Source organism: Cryobacterium sp. AP27 (genome assembly GCF_056680495.1).
The window spans coordinates 2,551,391-2,566,564 of sequence record NZ_CM155285.1 but is presented as its reverse complement, the minus strand read 5'-3'; the positions used below and the strand labels follow the sequence as shown (position 1 = coordinate 2,566,564).

Here is a 15,174-nt window from a genome sequence, read left to right as displayed (position 1 = left end):
CTTTTAGCCGACCCCCACAAAAAGTGACCGGGAATCAGTGCGGATGTCTACAACCGGGAGCTGTCGTTCGCTGTCGAAGGGCACATCGGCGGCCAAATCAGAGCGCGCCGCGTCGATTCCACAGGTCGGGCCAGTGGTGACCGAGCCGGGACACCAGTCGGCGCAGAGTCGGCAGCGACAGGCCGACGACCGTGGAGGGGTCACCCACAATTCGGGTGATGAACGGCGCCCCGAGGCTGTCGATCGTGAACGCACCCGCGACGAAGAGCGGCTCGCCCGTGTCGATATACGCGTCGAGTTCGGCATCCGTGATGTCGTCGGCGAAGCTCACCTCGGCGACCGCCACCGCGCCGACGGCTCGGCCGGGTACGCCGCCCACGACCTCAATCAGCCAGTGCCCCGAATACAGCATGCCCGTGCGTCCCCGCTGCAGCTGCCAGCGCTCACGCGCCTTCTCGGCGGAGTGCGGTTTGCCGTAGATGACATCGTCAAGCACGAAGACCGAGTCCCCGCCGAGGATCAAGGACACATCGGATTCCCCGCTCTCGTCTGTCCCGGTGCAGAGCGCGGCGGCCGCCTCGGCCTTGGCCCTGGCGAGCAGTTCCACGACTTCGTGCGCGCCGAGGGTCGCCCCGGCATTCGTGTTCGCCTGCGCGGCAACTGCGTCCTCATCAACGTCGGGTGACGCGAGGGCCGGCTCGATACCGGCCGCCCGTAACAGGGCGAGGCGGGCGGGGGACGTTGACGCCAAAATGAGGTGCATGGTTCACTTTCTCATCCACACGAGGGTGACGCCTGTCACGGAGTCGACCGGGAAGGCCTCACTTTGGGGGGCGATGTGGGATTATCGAGGAATGGGCATCAGCAAGAGCACGCAGTCGGACAACCAGAGCGCGGTAGAGACACCGGTGGGCACCGAGATCGAACTCGACATCACCAACGTAGCTCACGGTGGCATCTTCGTGGCCCGGCACGAGGGCCGGGTGGTCTTCGTCAGTGACACCCTGCCGGGCGAACGCGTGCGCGCCCGCCTCACCGAGGCCAACCACAAGAGCTTCTGGCGCGCCGAGACGGTGGCCGTGATCAACGAGGCGCCCGAGCGCCAGCCGCACGTGTGGGCGGCCGCTGCCCTCGATCGTGCTCCGGAAGACCGAGCGGGGGGTGCCGAATTCGGTCACATCGACCTGCCATTCCAGCGTGAACTCAAGCGCCGCGTTCTCGCGGACGCGTTGCAGCGCATGGCCGGCCTGGACAGCCCGGTCACGGTTGAGACCGTGGCCGCCGGGGAGAACGCGAGTCCCGGCGACTCCATGGACGGCACCGGCTGGCGCACCCGAATCAGCCTGCACGTCGACGAACACGGAACGGTCGGGCCCTACGCCGCCCGCTCGCACCGGGTCATCCCCGTGAACGACCTGCCGCTGGCCGAACACGCGATCGAAGAGATCGCCCCGCTCGACACCCTCTTCCACAATGCGGCGACCGTGAACCTCGTCGCCCCCTCCGAGGGGCCCGTGCGCGTTCTCGTCGCCGAGAAAGACAAGTTCGGCAAGCCGCGCCGGGCGGAGCGCAGCGTCATCCGCGAGCGCGTCGGCGACCGAGAGTTCGAGCTGGACGTCTCCGGATTCTGGCAGGTGCATTCCCGCGCCGCCGAGACGCTTTTCACGGCCGTGCAGGATGCTATCGACCCCGAGCTTTTCGACCCGCGCGCCACCAACCTCGACCTCTACGGAGGCGTCGGCCTGCTCGCCGCGGCCGTGGGCGACCGTTTCGGCGGAAAGGTGCGCATCACCTCGGTGGAGAGCGACCCGGACGCCGTCAATTTCGCCGCCACGAACCTCAAGGAGTGGGTGGGGGCGACAGCCGAAACCGACCGTGTCGACCGCTACCTGCAGCGCGTGATCCGAGAAGCGGATGCCGCGCAGCGCGCCCGGTTGCAGGCCGCCACCGTGGTGCTCGACCCGCCGCGGTCGGGGGCAGGTAAGGTCGTTGTCGACCAACTCGGTGCTCTCGCCCCGGCCCAGATCGTCTACGTGGCCTGCGATCCCGTGGCGCTCGCGCGCGACGTGGCGCTGTTTGCCGGGTACGGCTACGAGCTGAAGAATCTCCGCGCCTTTGATCTTTTTCCGAACACCCATCACGTCGAAGCCGTCGCCGTGCTGGCCAAATAGCTATCGTTGAGACCTAGACCCAGGAAAGCAGAAATTGTGACGCAGGAATCACCCGAGGCACCGGCATCCGATCAGAAGCCGATTCGAGTCGCCATTATCGACGACCACGAATCGGTTCGGCTGGGACTCAAGGGGGCGTGCGAGAACTCCGGATACACCGTGATTCTCACTGCGGCAACCGTGCGGGAGCTGGTGACGGGGCTCGACGGCCGTGTGTGCGACGTGATCGTGCTCGACCTCGCCCTCGGCGACGGGTCGGTTGTGACCGACAACGTGAAGCTCGCCCAGAGCACCGGTTCCGCGGTGCTGGTGCACAGCATCGCCGACCGGGTCGCATCCGTTCGCGAGGCGCTCGCCGCCGGTGCCGCCGGGGTCATCCCCAAGTCGTCGCCGACGACCGCCGTGATGGCGGCCGTGGCCGCCGTCGCCCATGGCGAGGTGCTCAACAACCTGGAGTGGGCGACAGCGATCGACGCGGACCGCGACTTCGCCAAGGCTCAGCTCGGCCGTCGTGAGCGCGACGTGCTGCACCTCTACGCCTCCGGTTTGCCGCTGAAAATGGTGGCGCTGCAGCTCGGCATCGCTCACTCCACAGCGCGGGAGTACCTCGACCGCATTCGCGTGAAGTATGTGGAGGTCGGCCGCCCGGCCCCCACCAAGGTGGACCTCTTGCGACGCGCCGTCGAAGATGGAATCCTGCCCGGACTCGACACCGACGCGACTGACGGCCGTGTCTAAACGAAGCGCGAACATGGGCCGCGCCGACGCGGCCGCACCTGACCGACGTCAGGAGGAATCGGCCAGTGAGAGACTGCTCGGGGAGGGATCACGCTCCCGGAAACCGCTGAGCCGGGCGCAGATCGAGAGTGTGCTGTCTCGCTCCGTCGCGGGAATTTCGGTGATCTTCGCGCTGCAGAACGTGCCGACCGTGCTGCAGCAGTACGAGGAACATCGCGCTCTGGGTACGGCGACGATGGCGCTTGTCCTCGGCCTCGCGATTGCGTTCGTCGTCGTCGCCACCGTCGTGAAGGCCTGCGTACGCGTCAGCACGAGCCTGGTGGCGATCTTCTACCTGGTCGCGATCGTGGCCTGGCCGTTCGCGATCGCCCATGTGCCGGAAGATGTCAGCGACAAGCCGTGGCTCTGGTATCTCTGCACCGTCGCCACCTCGTGTGCCGCGATAGGGTTCCGCCTGCGCTGGGCCGCCGTGTACACCGTCGTCGCACCGGTCGCGTACGGTGTGGTGCGTATGCATCCGTCCGGTGGCGGGGCAGACGTTCTGCTCGCCTCGCTCGACGTCATGTACGCCGTGTTGCTGGGGCAGGTGGTGCTCATCATCATCACGCTTCTGCGCACGGCGTCCAGCAATGTCGACCTCGCCCAGAGCAACGCGCTCGCCCAGTACCTGTACTCGGTGCGCCAGCATGCCACCGAGGTCGAGCGCGTCGAGGTGGACTCGATCGTGCACGACAGCGTGCTCGCCACGCTGCTCTCGGCCGCCGGCGCGCGTACCGACAAGGGAGCGGAACTGGCCGCAACAATGGCCGGCAACGCCGTTTCCCGCCTGCTGGAAGCCGGCGTGGCACGGCCTGACGACGAGGCCCGCGTACCCTTCTCCCGCCTCAGCACGCGCCTGCGGCATGAGGCATCGGCATCCTCTGCGCCCTTCTCGTTCATTGACCACAGTGAGCCTCGGGTGGCGGTGCCGGAGCAGGTCAGCGAGGCCCTGTTCGCGGCCGCGCTGCAGGCCATGGTCAATAGCGTGCAGCACGCCGGCACGGCGGATGTGCGCGTGGCACGAACACTCACCCTCAGCGCGTCGACGGCGGAGGGATGCCACGTCGAAATCGCCGACACGGGCGTGGGATTCGACGCCTGCCTCGTACCGGAAGGGCGCCTCGGCCTGCGCGTCTCGATTCAGGAGCGTGTGGCCAGCGTCGGCGGATTCGTGAACGTGCGCACCAGCGTCGGGCGGGGCACGATCATCACGCTGAGCTGGCCGCGCCCCCTGGACCAGGCGCGCGCCGAGGTTGAAGCCGTCGCCGGCTTCCCCTCGATGGATATGCAGAGTGACGGGCCCGCTGCGCCGGACGATCCCGCCCAGCGGCCGATGCCGGGAGCCGCGTCATGATGGGCCATTCGCGTGCCCTCATGCTCGGGCTGGCGGCACTCTTCTCGGGCTACCATATTCTGCTCGGCATCTACTCGATCAACCAGCCGCGGTCGGCGGCGCCGATCGTCGCCGTTATGGTGCTGTATGGCGTGGCGAGCATCGCGAGCCTGTGGCCGACGAGCCCGACGCGGATGTCTCTGGGCCTGGCGTTCTTCAACGTCGCCGTGTGCGGGGCGCTGCCGCTCGTGGTGGGTAGTCAGCTCGACGGGTCCGTGAGCAACGGCTACGCCACGTGGTACGTGGCGGCCGTGGGAACCCTGCTCACCATCACGGCGACCCGCAAACGGCCGGCGCTGGCCTGGATCGGTGCCGGCGTGCTCGTGGTGCACACCGTGTTCTGGGCCGGCGCGGGGGCACTGGGATCGATGGGCGTGATCGGAAGCGTGGTGTGGGTCGCCGCGGCGGCGCTGTTGTCGCGCGCGCTGGCAAAAGCGGCCCGCGACGCCCAGCAGTTCTCCCGAGCGGAGCGGGAAGCCGCCCGCTGGCAGGCGGCCCAGGAGGCGCACCTCTACGAACGTCAGGTTCGTCTCAAGCTCACGAACAGCCTCGCCCTCGATATGCTGCACCAGATCGTCCAGCGCGGCGGCGTGCTCGATGAGGAGCAGCGACAGGAATGCCGCTACCTCGAAGCGGCGATCCGCGACGAGATCCGCGGGCGGCGGCTGCTCAACGATGCCGTGCGGGAGCAGGTCATGCTGGCCCGCCGGCGGGGCGCCAACGTGACGCTGCTCGACGAGGGGGCAATGGACGATATTGTCGGCGACGAACTCGAGCGCGTGCACAACCGGCTCGCCGAAGCCATAGCCGGCACGTCAGCGGACAAGATCATCGTGCGCACGGCTGCGGATGGATCCGACACCGCCGTCACCGTGGTGGGCCTGCGGAGCGTCGATCCCGCGCATGTGGTGCCCGGTGGCGACGACTCGGGCGACGAGGTCGACCTGTGGCTGGAGATCCCGCGGTCGACAGGGGTGGCGCATCAGCTGTAGCCGAACCGTTCGGAAATGCGAAAGGGACCAGCCGAGGCCGGTCCCTTTCTACATTCCGAGCAAAGGTGACAACCCGAATGCCACCGTGCTCGCCCCCATATTCTCGCCTCAATACCCTAGTCGGCGAGAATCTGGTGGTGTAACTCTTTGAGCAACACCGAGCAATTACTATTCTGTACGTTCGACGGGGATTGCACAGTCGGCATTTAGGGGGACAGTGCCGGTCAGCCGGAAAAACTGCGCCAGCGGCCCGGCCCGGGAGTGATCGGCCGGCGAACGGATCGTTGGTTGATCTGCCAGGCGCTCTGCCCGAGGCCCGGTGCCGTGCGCCGCCCATCGGACTCCTCGCGCAGCAGACCGCGCAGAACTGCCATGACCGACGAGGCTTCCGTGTCGGTGACGCCCTGGGTGATGAAAACGATCTCCGACGGGTCGAATTCCGACGCGAGCGGCGTTGTTTGCGCTCGTTCGGGGGAGTTGGTGCCGTCTGCGCGCTGTGTGTGTGTCATGGCGCCCTACAGCGGGATGTTCCCGTGCTTCTTGGCCGGAAGCGACGCGCGCTTGGTGCGCAGGGCACGCAGGGCCTTGGTGACGGACACGCGGGTGGCGGCCGGTTCGATCACTCCGTCGAGTTCACCGCGTTCCGCGGCCAGGAACGGGCTTGCGACGTTGTAGGTGTACTCGTTCGCGAGCCGGGTGCGCACGGCAGCCACGTCTTCACCGTCGGCCTCGGCCTGCTTGATCTCGGCCCGGTAGAGGATGTTGACGGCGCCCTGCCCGCCCATGACCGCGATTTCCGCCGTCGGCCAGGCGAGGTTGATGTCCGCACCGAGCTGCTTGGATCCCATCACAATGTACGCGCCGCCGTAGGCCTTGCGCAGGATGACGGTGACGAGGGGCACAGTGGCCTCCGCATAGGCGTACAGCAGCTTTGCGCCGCGGCGGATGATGCCGGTCCACTCCTGGTCGGTGCCGGGGAGGAAGCCCGGCACGTCGACGAGGGTGAGGATCGGAATAGAGAAGGCGTCGCAGAATCGAACGAACCGGCTCGCCTTCTCGCCGGCCTCGATGTTCAGGGTCCCGGCCATGGCGCTCGGCTGGTTCGCGACGATGCCGATTGAACGGCCCTCGACGCGTGCGAAGCCGACGACGATGTTGGGGGCGAAGAGCGGCTGCGTCTCGAGGAAGTCCCCGTTGTCCACGATGTGCTCGATCACCGTCTTGACGTCGTAGGGCTGGTTGGGGGAATCGGGGATGATGAAGTTGAGCTTCAGGTCGGCATCCGTCGTCTCCAGCTCGACCTCGCTGTCGAACACGGGCAGTTCGGCGAGGTTGTTGTCGGGCAGGTAGCTGAGCAGGGTGCGGGCGTAGTCGAGCGCGTCGGTCTCGTCGGTCGCGAGGTAATGCGAGACGCCGGAGACCTTGTTGTGGGTGAGGGCGCCGCCGAGCTCCTCCATGCCGACGTCTTCACCGGTGACGGTTTTGATCACGTCGGGTCCGGTGACGAACATCTGGCTGGTCTTGTCGACCATGATCACGAAGTCGGTGAGGGCGGGGGAGTACACGGCGCCACCGGCGGCCGGGCCGCAGATGATGGAAATCTGCGGGATGACACCGGAGGCGGCGGTGTTGCGGCGGAAGATCTCGCCGTACTTGCCGAGGGCCACCACACCCTCCTGGATGCGGGCTCCACCCGAGTCGAGGATGCCGATGATCGGCACCCCGGTTTTCAGGGCGAGGTCCATTACCTTGATGATTTTCTCCCCGGCCACCTCGCCGAGGGATCCGCCGAAGATGGTGAAGTCCTGCGAGTAGACCGCGACCTGGCGACCGTGGATGGTTCCCGTTCCGGTGACGACCGCGTCGCCGTAGGGACGCTTCTTCTCCATGCCGAACGCCACCGTGCGGTGGCGCACGAACTCGTCGAGCTCCACGAACGAGCCGAAGTCGAGCAGCTGGTCGATGCGCTCCCTCGCCGTCATTTTGCCCTTGGCGTGTTGTTTCTCCACGGCGGCGGCCCCGCTTGCGGTCACGGCCTCGTGATAACGCAGCTTGAGGTCGGCGAGCTTTCCAGCCGTCGTGTACAGGTCGGGGCCCGGCGAGGGCGTCTTGTCAGTCACGCGTTTCACTCTACCGGCCAGCCCCGTCGGCCGAGCGTTGACGAATGGGAACAAAGAACCACCGTTTCACTGGTGGTTTCCCTGCCCACCGTCGCTAATTCAGGAGATCCGGGTCAAACCGGCCACAAGACACGTGCCTGCGGGCCGAATCGGGAGAATATCCTGAACTAGCGACGCGGAGAGCCCGACGGCCGAATCTCTTCCCGCCACAAGCCAAAGGGGTGCGCATGGAATTACCGCTCAGTCAACAGGTTGTCGCCCGTTTGGAGTTTCTCGCCGAGGCGGGATCGACAAACGACGTTCTGGTCGAGCACGCGCGGACGGATGCCGGCGGCTGGCCCGACCTGTCCGTGGTCGTCACCGACAACCAGACCCGCGGCCGAGGCAGGCTCGGCCGCACCTGGCTCGCCCCGACGGGAAAATCACTCGCCATCTCGGTGCTGGTGCGTCCCGGCCTTCTCGGAGGCGGCGTCTTCCCCCCGCAGCGGCTCGGGTGGTTCCCGCTTCTCGCCGGGGCCGCCATGACGCAGGCAGTGCGTGACGCCGTGCAGACGGGCGTCGTGGCCCACCCGACGGACACGGGTGCCCTGCCGGAGGAGAAACCGCCCCGCCATGACGTGGCGCTCAAATGGCCCAACGACGTGCTCATCGACGGCTACAAGGTGTCCGGCGTTCTCAGCGAGCTGCTGCCGGACGCGGCCGGCCTTGTCATCGGAACCGGGCTCAACCTCTCCCTGTCCGAACACGACCTGCCCACTCTCACCTCCACCTCCCTGCTTCTGGTGACAGGAAAGCCGCCGATCACGGACGTTGTGCTGGCCGGCTATCTCACGCATTTCGCCGCGCTCTACCGCGCGCTCCTCGCGGCGAACGGGGACCCGCAGGTGAGCGGTCTCCACGACACCGTGAACGAGCTGTGCGGAACTCTCGGTTCGACGGTGCGCGTGGAACTGCCCGGAGGAACGGACATCATCGGCACGGCGCAGCGGATCGACGACGACGGTCGCCTTGTGGTGCAGAACGACGCGGATGGGGAAGTTCAGGCTGTCGCCGCCGGCGATGTCACCCACCTGAGGTATTAATAGATACATGGGCAAGAAGAAGAACGCCGGCGCCTCCACCGCACCGATGCCCACGCATGCCGCGCCGCCGGAACGTGTTGTGGCGCGGGTGCGGCCGCACGCACGTGTGCTGTTCTGGCCCACGGTGCTGCTTTTCCTCGTGTGCGGCGCCACGGGGTACTATGCGGGCAACCTGCCCGAGCCGTGGCAGAATTCGCTGCTTATCGTTGCCGCGGTGCTGCTCGTGATCGTGGGGTGGCTGCTGCCGCTCGCGTTCTGGCTCAATCACCGGTACACGATCACGACCCGCCGCATCATCTTTCGCCGGGGATTCTTCGTGCGCACCCGTCAGGAACTTGTGCACAGCCGCGGCTATGAGGTGACGGTTCGCCAGACCTGGCTGCAATCGTTGTGGCGCTCGGGGACGGTCAGTATCAATACCGGCCTGGCGCATCCGCTGCTGGCCAAAGACATCCCCAACGCCGAGCTTGTGCAGCAGGTGCTCCATGACCTCATGCACGAATCGCGAAGCATGATCGGAACGAGTCGTGAGGAGCAGTGGGCGCTCGCGCCCGAGACGAGCGGCTGGGGCCGCCGATAGCCTCTGCGGGGCGGTCAGCCGCGGCTGACCGCCTGCGGGCGCATGGCGTGCAGCTCCGCCGCGCCCGGTTCCATCGACGTGGGTGCGGATGCGGCGAGGTCGGACTCAAGCTGCACCAGGGCTCCGCGGCGACCGGGCGAAAAGACCCAGTACCGGTACAGCACGAAGCGGAAGACCGATCCGAGCGCCAGGCCGACCACGTTCGAGGAGATGTTGTCGGCCAGAACACTCGTGTACCCGAGTACATAGTGGCTCAGCCACAGGCACGCCAGGCCGATTCCCATGCCCACGAGACTCACGGCCAGGAATTCGAGGCCTTCGCGCACCGCCCGGCTCTGCCGATGTTCGCCGAATGTCCAGTAGCGGTTGCCGATCCAGTTGGCGATGATCGCCAGCGAGGTGGAGACGATCTTGGCGTAGATCGGCCCGGCGTGGATGTTCTCCGGCGTGAAGATCGTGGTGCGCAGCAGTAGGAAGACGCTCATATCCACGACAAAACCGATGATCCCGACCGCGCCGAACTTGCCGACCTGGGTCGCGAGACTCAGGAGGCGGCTACGGTTGATCGAGACTGTCACACGCATCCGTTCGTCGATCGTAAAATTACAGTTGGTGTGCAAGCAGCTCGCAGTCTATGACGAGCTCGATTGCGCAACCTGAGAATCAACCTGTTGTCTGAGCGTCCGCACGAAGGAATGGTGAACACATGGCTTTGACCGTTGGTGTGATTGGTGGTGGCCAGCTGGCCCGAATGATGATCCCCGCAGCCGTGGCGCTCGGGATCGACCTGCGGGTGCTCGCCGAGCATGAGGGTATGTCGGCCGAACTCGCGGCGAGCGGCGTTGGCGATTACCGGGACCTCGACACGGTCGTGGCCTTCGCCGACACCGTTGATGTGATCACCTTCGACCACGAGCACGTTCCGCAGGAGATCCTGCGCGAACTCGTGCGGCGAGGCGTGCAGGTGCATCCGGGCCCCGACGCCTTGCTCTACGCCCAGGACAAGCTGCTCATGCGGGAGCGCCTCACCGAGCTCGGACTGCCCGTCCCTGACTGGGCTCGGGTCGAGAACTCGGAGCAGCTCGGCGCCTTTCTTTCCGAGCACGGCGGGCGCGCCGTGGTGAAGACGGCCCGCGGCGGCTACGACGGCAAGGGCGTGCGCGTCGTCGCGCACGAGCACGAGGCCGATGACTGGTTCTCCGCGCTCGCCGAAGACGCCAACGGCGGGGCGCTGCTCGTGGAGGAGCTCGTGGAATTCCGTCGCGAGCTCGCCCAGGTGGTGGCGCGTCGTCCCTCCGGAGAGACGGCGCTGTGGCCGGTCGTCGAGACGGTGCAGCGCGGCGGCGTGTGCGCCGAGGTCATCGCCCCGGCACCACGTTCGGCCGGGCGCGTCGCCGACGTCGCCGCGGACATCGCCATCGCCGTCGCCGAGGGCATCGGTGTCACGGGCGTGCTCGCGGTGGAGCTGTTCGAGACGACGGATGATCGTTTGCTCGTGAACGAATTGGCCATGCGTCCCCACAACAGCGGCCACTGGTCCATTGACGGGGCCACGACGAGTCAGTTCGAGCAGCATCTGCGCGCCGTGCTTGACCTTCCGCTCGGCGCCACGGGTGCCAGGGACATCTGGTCGGTCATGGTGAACGTCTTCGGCGGGCCGGCCGACGGCACGCTGGGCGACCGCTACGGGCAGGCCCTCGCGGAGCATCCGACCGTCAAGGTGCACAATTACGGCAAGGCGAGCCGCCCCGGTCGCAAGGTCGGGCACGTGACGACCGGCGGCGACGACCTCGACGACGCCATGTATCGCGCGCGCGCCACTGCGGCGTTCTTGCAGGACTGAGCCATAAGATCGTCTCCGTGCTAGACAACTCCGCGTCAGACCTGCCCGAGACCACTGTTCCCGCCGATTCAGGGCCCCCGCTCGTGGGCGTGGTCATGGGGTCTGACTCCGATTTCACCGTGATGAGTGCCGCTGTGCAGGTGCTGCGCGATTTCGGCGTGCCCTGTGAAGTGCAGGTGGTGTCTGCGCATCGCACGCCGCACGAGATGATCGCCTACGGCGAGACCGCTCACGAGCGTGGTCTCCGGGTGATCATCGCGGGTGCCGGCGGGGCCGCGCACCTCCCCGGTATGCTCGCCGCCGTGACGACGCTGCCCGTTGTCGGCGTTCCCGTGCCGCTCGGGCTGCTCGACGGCATGGATTCGCTGCTGTCTATCGTGCAGATGCCGGCCGGTGTGCCGGTGGCGACCGTGTCGATCGGTGGCGCTCGCAACGCCGGGCTGCTGGCCGTGAAAATCCTCGCCACATCCGACGGCTCCCTGCGGCTCAAACTTGAAGAGTTCACTCGCGGCCTCTCCGAGCAGGCCAGGCAGAAGAACCGCGACTTGCAGGCGCGCCTATGAGCCAAATAACCAACCCCATTCGATACCCGGACTTCGGGTCGACAGAAACAATGACCAAGCGGGCCTGGTGGCTTGTCGTACTCAACGTGGCGCTGCCCGGTTCGGTGCAGGTGCTCGCCGGAAACCGCCGCCTCGGCCGTTTCGGCCTGGGCGCCACAATCGCCTTCGTCGCCCTCGCCGCGGCGACACTGGCCGTGTACAAGTTGCTGCCGGAACTCTTCCTGACGATCTTCACCAGCACGTACGGTCTGTGGGCGGCCGCGTTCGCGCTCGCCTTCTACGGGGCGGTCTGGTTGACGCTCACGCTGGACACGCTGCGGCTCGTGCGGCTCGTGCGCACCGGCCCCCGCGCCCGACCGACCATCGCGGTATTGACCACCGCCGTCATGCTGCTCGTTAGCGGCACGGCCGGATACGGCGCGTATGTCGCCGTGACCGCGAGCGGGTTCCTCTCCTCGGTGTTCGTCGCCGGGCCCACGGAACCGCCCGTCGACGGTCGGTACAACGTGCTGTTGCTCGGCGGTGACGCCGGGGCCGATCGCGAGGGGCTCCGCCCCGACAGTCTGACCGTGGTCAGCGTCGATGCGACCAGCGGACAGGCGACGACGATCAGCCTGCCACGCAACCTGCAGAACGTGCCGTTCTCGGCCGGATCGGCGCTCGGCGAACTGTACCCGGAGGGCTACGGCGCCATTGACGGCTGTGACACGGACGCCTGCCAGCTCAACTCCATCTACACCGAAGCCGAGTTGAAGCGGTCCTTCCTGTACCCCGACGCCGCCGCCCAGGGCAGCAGCCCCGGAATCCAGGCCACCATCGAAGCGGCGCAGGGCATCACAGGGTTGACGATCCAGTACTTCGTGTTGATTGATATGCAGGGCTTCTCCGACCTGATCGACGCTCTCGGCGGGATCGATATCGACGTGCAGAACCGGGTTCCGGTGCACACCGACGAGACATTCACGGAGGTGCTGTTCTGGTTCGAGCCCGGTATGCAGCACATGGACGGCTATCACGCGCTCTGGTTTGCTCGCTCGCGCCACGGCACGAGCGACTACGACCGCATGCAGCGCCAGACTCAGATGCAAGAGGCGTTGCTCGCACAGGCGAGTCCGGCGAATGTGCTGACGAAGTTCCAGGCCGTGGCGAAGGCCGGCAAGCAGGTAGTGAGAACGGATGTCCCGCAGGGAATGCTCGGGTACTTCGTGAACCTGGCGGCCAAGACGAAGACCTTGCCGATCAATTCGGTCCCGCTCATCCCACAAAACGGGGTGGATCCCGAGAATCCCGACTACGCCGCCATCAAGGTGCTCATCGACACCGCGCTGGCCTCTCCGACGACGGACGCCCCGGCCCAATAGGAGAATTGCCCTGACGACAGAGCGCGAGGCCCGGCGCCCGCACGACGGCAATCCGCGATTGATCGTCTTCATGAAAGAATCGGCAAGGGCGATCGAATGGCGCTCAAGCTAGCAGCAGAAGCCAGGGCAAACAGCGGAGCGTCCTAACCGATCGTTTGGCGATCTCCAAGGTGAAAGAACTCGAGAGAAGTAGATGGCCCGCTGGATGAGTACGAAAGTCAACTGGAGAATTGCGGTTGTGGCGTGCGCAGTTACTATCGGGATCGCACTGCGCTTCCTCGGACTCTGCTGGGGCTTGCCCCAGCAGCTGAACCCTGACGAGTGGGTCATCGTGACCGGCGCCCTAGACCTGGCACAACGAAATTCCTTTGAACCGTCGCTGTATTTTCGACCTGACCACGTCGAGATTCAACTCAGCTACCTTGCGTACCAGGCGTATGCGCATCTGGTCGTTCATGTGCCCGTCGAAGCGGCGTATGCGGCCGATCCCGGAGTCTTCTTGTTCATATCGCGTGCCATCACGGCACTCTTCGGTGTGGCCTCTATTGTCCTGGCATATCTCATCGGGCGCCGTTTCAATCGGAGTATCGCGCTTATCGCCCTTGTCCTGTTCTCTATTTTTCCGGTTCTCGTTGAGCACTCGCACTTCGCAAGCCCAGATGTTCCACTAACGACCGCGCTCATGGCCGTGATCCTCGCTTTGATGTATTACACGGAACGAGCGAGTTATTCGAGTCTGATTGTCGCCAGCGCCGCGACCGCCGTCGCCATAGCCATCAAGTACCCGGGAGCCATCGCCACGGTTATGATCGCCGTCGTCGTTGTCTTTGCCGCCGTCAAGGATCGGCGCTACAGCAGGATAGTGACGCATGGAGCCACAGCAGTCTCCGCCGTCGTAGTCTTTCTTTTTTCTATCTCGCCCGTCCTCTTCACAAACTCGCAGGCTGTGGTGGCATCTATCCGCCAGGAATCTCGGTCCGTCCACCCCGGTGCGGACGGCCTCAGTTGGGGTGGAAATCTCGGCTTCTATGCCATTGAATTCGTCGAAGTCAGCGGGATATTGCTGTCGATCATGGTCTTGGTGGGCTTGGTGACCGTCGCTCGAAACCGCATGTTTGCAGCACTGCCCGCGCTTCTGGGTTCCGTCTTCTGGGTGATTATGAGCGCCGTCCCGCTGCATTGGGAACGCTGGGGCGTTCCCATGGTCATCAGTCCCCTGATCCTCAGCAGCATCGGAATTTACTACTCCTGGACTTATGCTGCCGAGCACCTTTCGAACAGTCGTTGGCGCAAACCAGGCGTCGCGGCTTTTGTGGTCGTCGTCGTTGCCAACCTCCTGGGCGGGTCACTGGGGCTGGTCGTGGCGTTGCTCGCCACCGACACGCGGATCGCCGCCGCAAGTCGATTTGCAGAAATCGGGATCACGGAAAGCAACACCATCTATGAGGGCTACTCGCCGTTCATACCCGGAGGGCCCAAAACCATCTTCGATGATTTCACGACCGTCAGTGGTCGGCTGGTGGCCGTGGATCCAGACCGTAAATATGTCCTAACTAGTAGCTGCATGAACGACCGCTACTTCCAGCAAGCGAAGTTTGGCGAAGAACGGCGCTTCTATGACGAGATAGATTCACAATTGGACCTGGAGCTGCGAGTCACACCCGAAGTTTCAGCAGAGGACGGCACAGGCTTCGAACCGCTGAACGTCCTGCGCGGGACCGCAGCCGTTCAGGCGTTCGCCGCCGGCGGGTCATCCGGATGTACCCTGTCCGTCTACCGGATTGTCCCTTCGCCATCCTGAGCCCCGTGCGTCGCATGTTCACCGGGTCCGCGCCTGAAGGAAAACTTCTTGTGACCGATGAAGCTGAGCAATGTCGTGGCCAGCAGGATAACGGTCTGCGCGACGAGGGGAGGAACGGTCATCACCTCGACGAGTAGGGGAAGTGTGGCCGCGTTCACTGCGATGGCAACCAAATATACACTCGCGAATCTGGTGAAGTCTCTAAAGAAGTATCCGCGCACTTTGAAGACGAATCGCCGATAGAGCGCGAAGGCCAGGGAGATTCCTATTGTGTAGGAGACCCCGAGGCTGAAGAGATATCCCAAATACACGTCGTGGAAAACCCACAGGGTGAGCGCCGAAAAAGTTGCAAATCCTACAACGGTGTTTGTGGCACCCACGAGCAGAAAACCCACGCGCTGGTCAGCCAAAAGTCTTGTCAATCGAGTGTGCATTCGCCTCTCATGGGTTGCCGGTCGCCGCGCACGTTCATTCATTCGTCCCTGATATTA

Annotated in this window: 15 protein-coding genes; 10 read left to right on the top strand and 5 right to left on the bottom strand. The window is 65.3% G+C overall.

Features of this window, described 5'->3' with window-relative positions:
* Positions 1 to 97: 97 nt before the first annotated feature.
* A complete protein-coding gene (locus AC1MB9_RS12145) occupies positions 98 to 763 on the bottom strand; it encodes a Maf family protein (RefSeq protein ID WP_479962205.1) in 666 nt (221 codons plus the stop codon).
* 91 nt (positions 764 to 854) lie between these two features.
* On the opposite strand from AC1MB9_RS12145, the gene AC1MB9_RS12140 reads away from it, so the two are divergent.
* From AC1MB9_RS12140 to AC1MB9_RS12125, 4 genes are read left to right on the top strand one after another with little or no spacing between them, the layout of a single operon-like run.
* Positions 855 to 2,171, top strand: a complete 1,317-nt coding sequence (locus AC1MB9_RS12140) for a class I SAM-dependent RNA methyltransferase (protein ID WP_479962204.1) — start codon at positions 855 to 857, stop codon at positions 2,169 to 2,171.
* Positions 2,172 to 2,207: 36 nt separating this feature from the next.
* Complete coding sequence (locus tag AC1MB9_RS12135) at positions 2,208 to 2,909, top strand: response regulator transcription factor (protein ID WP_479962203.1); 702 nt, start codon at positions 2,208 to 2,210, stop codon at positions 2,907 to 2,909.
* Positions 2,902 to 4,302 (top strand): sensor histidine kinase, encoded by a 1,401-nt coding sequence (locus tag AC1MB9_RS12130; RefSeq protein ID WP_479962202.1) that lies wholly within the window; start codon positions 2,902 to 2,904, stop codon positions 4,300 to 4,302. Before AC1MB9_RS12135 ends, AC1MB9_RS12130 begins: the two co-directional genes overlap by 8 nt.
* Entirely contained in the window at positions 4,299 to 5,333 is a 1,035-nt protein-coding gene (locus AC1MB9_RS12125; RefSeq protein WP_479962201.1) for a hypothetical protein, read from the top strand. Before AC1MB9_RS12130 ends, AC1MB9_RS12125 begins: the two co-directional genes overlap by 4 nt.
* A 224-nt stretch (positions 5,334 to 5,557) precedes the next feature.
* Here the strand turns inward: AC1MB9_RS12125 and AC1MB9_RS12120 are convergent, their stop codons facing one another.
* Positions 5,558 to 5,842, bottom strand: a complete 285-nt coding sequence (locus AC1MB9_RS12120; RefSeq protein ID WP_479962200.1) for an acyl-CoA carboxylase epsilon subunit — start codon at positions 5,840 to 5,842, stop codon at positions 5,558 to 5,560.
* A 6-nt stretch (positions 5,843 to 5,848) separates the two neighbouring features.
* A complete protein-coding gene (locus AC1MB9_RS12115) occupies positions 5,849 to 7,462 on the bottom strand; it encodes an acyl-CoA carboxylase subunit beta (RefSeq protein WP_479962199.1) in 1,614 nt (537 codons plus the stop codon).
* Between the two features lie 218 nt (positions 7,463 to 7,680).
* On the opposite strand from AC1MB9_RS12115, the gene AC1MB9_RS12110 reads away from it, so the two are divergent.
* Both AC1MB9_RS12110 and AC1MB9_RS12105 read left to right on the top strand, forming a co-directional pair.
* Positions 7,681 to 8,535: a biotin--[acetyl-CoA-carboxylase] ligase gene (locus tag AC1MB9_RS12110; protein WP_479962198.1), complete on the top strand. Its 855-nt coding sequence runs from the start codon at positions 7,681 to 7,683 to the stop codon at positions 8,533 to 8,535.
* 7 nt (positions 8,536 to 8,542) lie between these two features.
* On the top strand, positions 8,543 to 9,115 hold the full coding sequence (locus AC1MB9_RS12105; RefSeq protein ID WP_479962197.1) for a PH domain-containing protein: 573 nt from the start codon (positions 8,543 to 8,545) through the stop codon (positions 9,113 to 9,115).
* 14 nt (positions 9,116 to 9,129) lie between these two features.
* Here AC1MB9_RS12105 and AC1MB9_RS12100 read toward each other — a convergent pair whose 3' ends face one another.
* On the bottom strand, positions 9,130 to 9,693 hold the full coding sequence (locus AC1MB9_RS12100; RefSeq protein WP_479962196.1) for a GtrA family protein: 564 nt from the start codon (positions 9,691 to 9,693) through the stop codon (positions 9,130 to 9,132).
* A gap of 128 nt (positions 9,694 to 9,821) precedes the next feature.
* On the opposite strand from AC1MB9_RS12100, the gene AC1MB9_RS12095 reads away from it, so the two are divergent.
* From AC1MB9_RS12095 to AC1MB9_RS12080, 4 genes are all read left to right on the top strand, one after another.
* Positions 9,822 to 10,958 (top strand): 5-(carboxyamino)imidazole ribonucleotide synthase, encoded by a 1,137-nt coding sequence (locus AC1MB9_RS12095; RefSeq protein ID WP_479962195.1) that lies wholly within the window; start codon positions 9,822 to 9,824, stop codon positions 10,956 to 10,958.
* 95 nt (positions 10,959 to 11,053) lie between these two features.
* Positions 11,054 to 11,521 carry a 5-(carboxyamino)imidazole ribonucleotide mutase gene (gene purE, locus AC1MB9_RS12090; RefSeq protein WP_479964637.1) on the top strand — a complete coding sequence of 156 codons (468 nt, stop codon included), beginning with the start codon at positions 11,054 to 11,056 and terminating at the stop codon, positions 11,519 to 11,521.
* Positions 11,518 to 12,882 carry an LCP family protein gene (locus tag AC1MB9_RS12085; RefSeq protein WP_479962194.1) on the top strand — a complete coding sequence of 455 codons (1,365 nt, stop codon included), beginning with the start codon at positions 11,518 to 11,520 and terminating at the stop codon, positions 12,880 to 12,882. Before purE ends, AC1MB9_RS12085 begins: the two co-directional genes overlap by 4 nt.
* A 205-nt stretch (positions 12,883 to 13,087) precedes the next feature.
* Entirely contained in the window at positions 13,088 to 14,683 is a 1,596-nt protein-coding gene (locus AC1MB9_RS12080) for an ArnT family glycosyltransferase (RefSeq protein ID WP_479962193.1), read from the top strand.
* Here AC1MB9_RS12080 and AC1MB9_RS12075 read toward each other — a convergent pair.
* Positions 14,656 to 15,093 (bottom strand): GtrA family protein, encoded by a 438-nt coding sequence (locus AC1MB9_RS12075; protein WP_479962192.1) that lies wholly within the window; start codon positions 15,091 to 15,093, stop codon positions 14,656 to 14,658. The two genes, AC1MB9_RS12080 and AC1MB9_RS12075, sit on opposite strands and share 28 nt — an antisense overlap.
* Positions 15,094 to 15,174: the final 81 nt, after the last annotated feature.

Coding starts and splice junctions, on each gene's coding strand:
- AC1MB9_RS12145 (WP_479962205.1), bottom strand. CDS start 763: ATGCACCTCATTTTGGCGTCAACGTCCCCCGCCCGCCTCGCCCTGTTA.
- AC1MB9_RS12140 (WP_479962204.1), top strand. CDS start 855: ATGGGCATCAGCAAGAGCACGCAGTCGGACAACCAGAGCGCGGTAGAG.
- AC1MB9_RS12125 (WP_479962201.1), top strand. CDS start 4,299: ATGATGGGCCATTCGCGTGCCCTCATGCTCGGGCTGGCGGCACTCTTC.
- AC1MB9_RS12120 (WP_479962200.1), bottom strand. CDS start 5,842: ATGACACACACACAGCGCGCAGACGGCACCAACTCCCCCGAACGAGCG.
- AC1MB9_RS12110 (WP_479962198.1), top strand. CDS start 7,681: ATGGAATTACCGCTCAGTCAACAGGTTGTCGCCCGTTTGGAGTTTCTC.
- AC1MB9_RS12105 (WP_479962197.1), top strand. CDS start 8,543: ATGGGCAAGAAGAAGAACGCCGGCGCCTCCACCGCACCGATGCCCACG.
- AC1MB9_RS12095 (WP_479962195.1), top strand. CDS start 9,822: ATGGCTTTGACCGTTGGTGTGATTGGTGGTGGCCAGCTGGCCCGAATG.
- purE (WP_479964637.1), top strand. CDS start 11,054: ATGGGGTCTGACTCCGATTTCACCGTGATGAGTGCCGCTGTGCAGGTG.
- AC1MB9_RS12085 (WP_479962194.1), top strand. CDS start 11,518: ATGAGCCAAATAACCAACCCCATTCGATACCCGGACTTCGGGTCGACA.
- AC1MB9_RS12080 (WP_479962193.1), top strand. CDS start 13,088: ATGAGTACGAAAGTCAACTGGAGAATTGCGGTTGTGGCGTGCGCAGTT.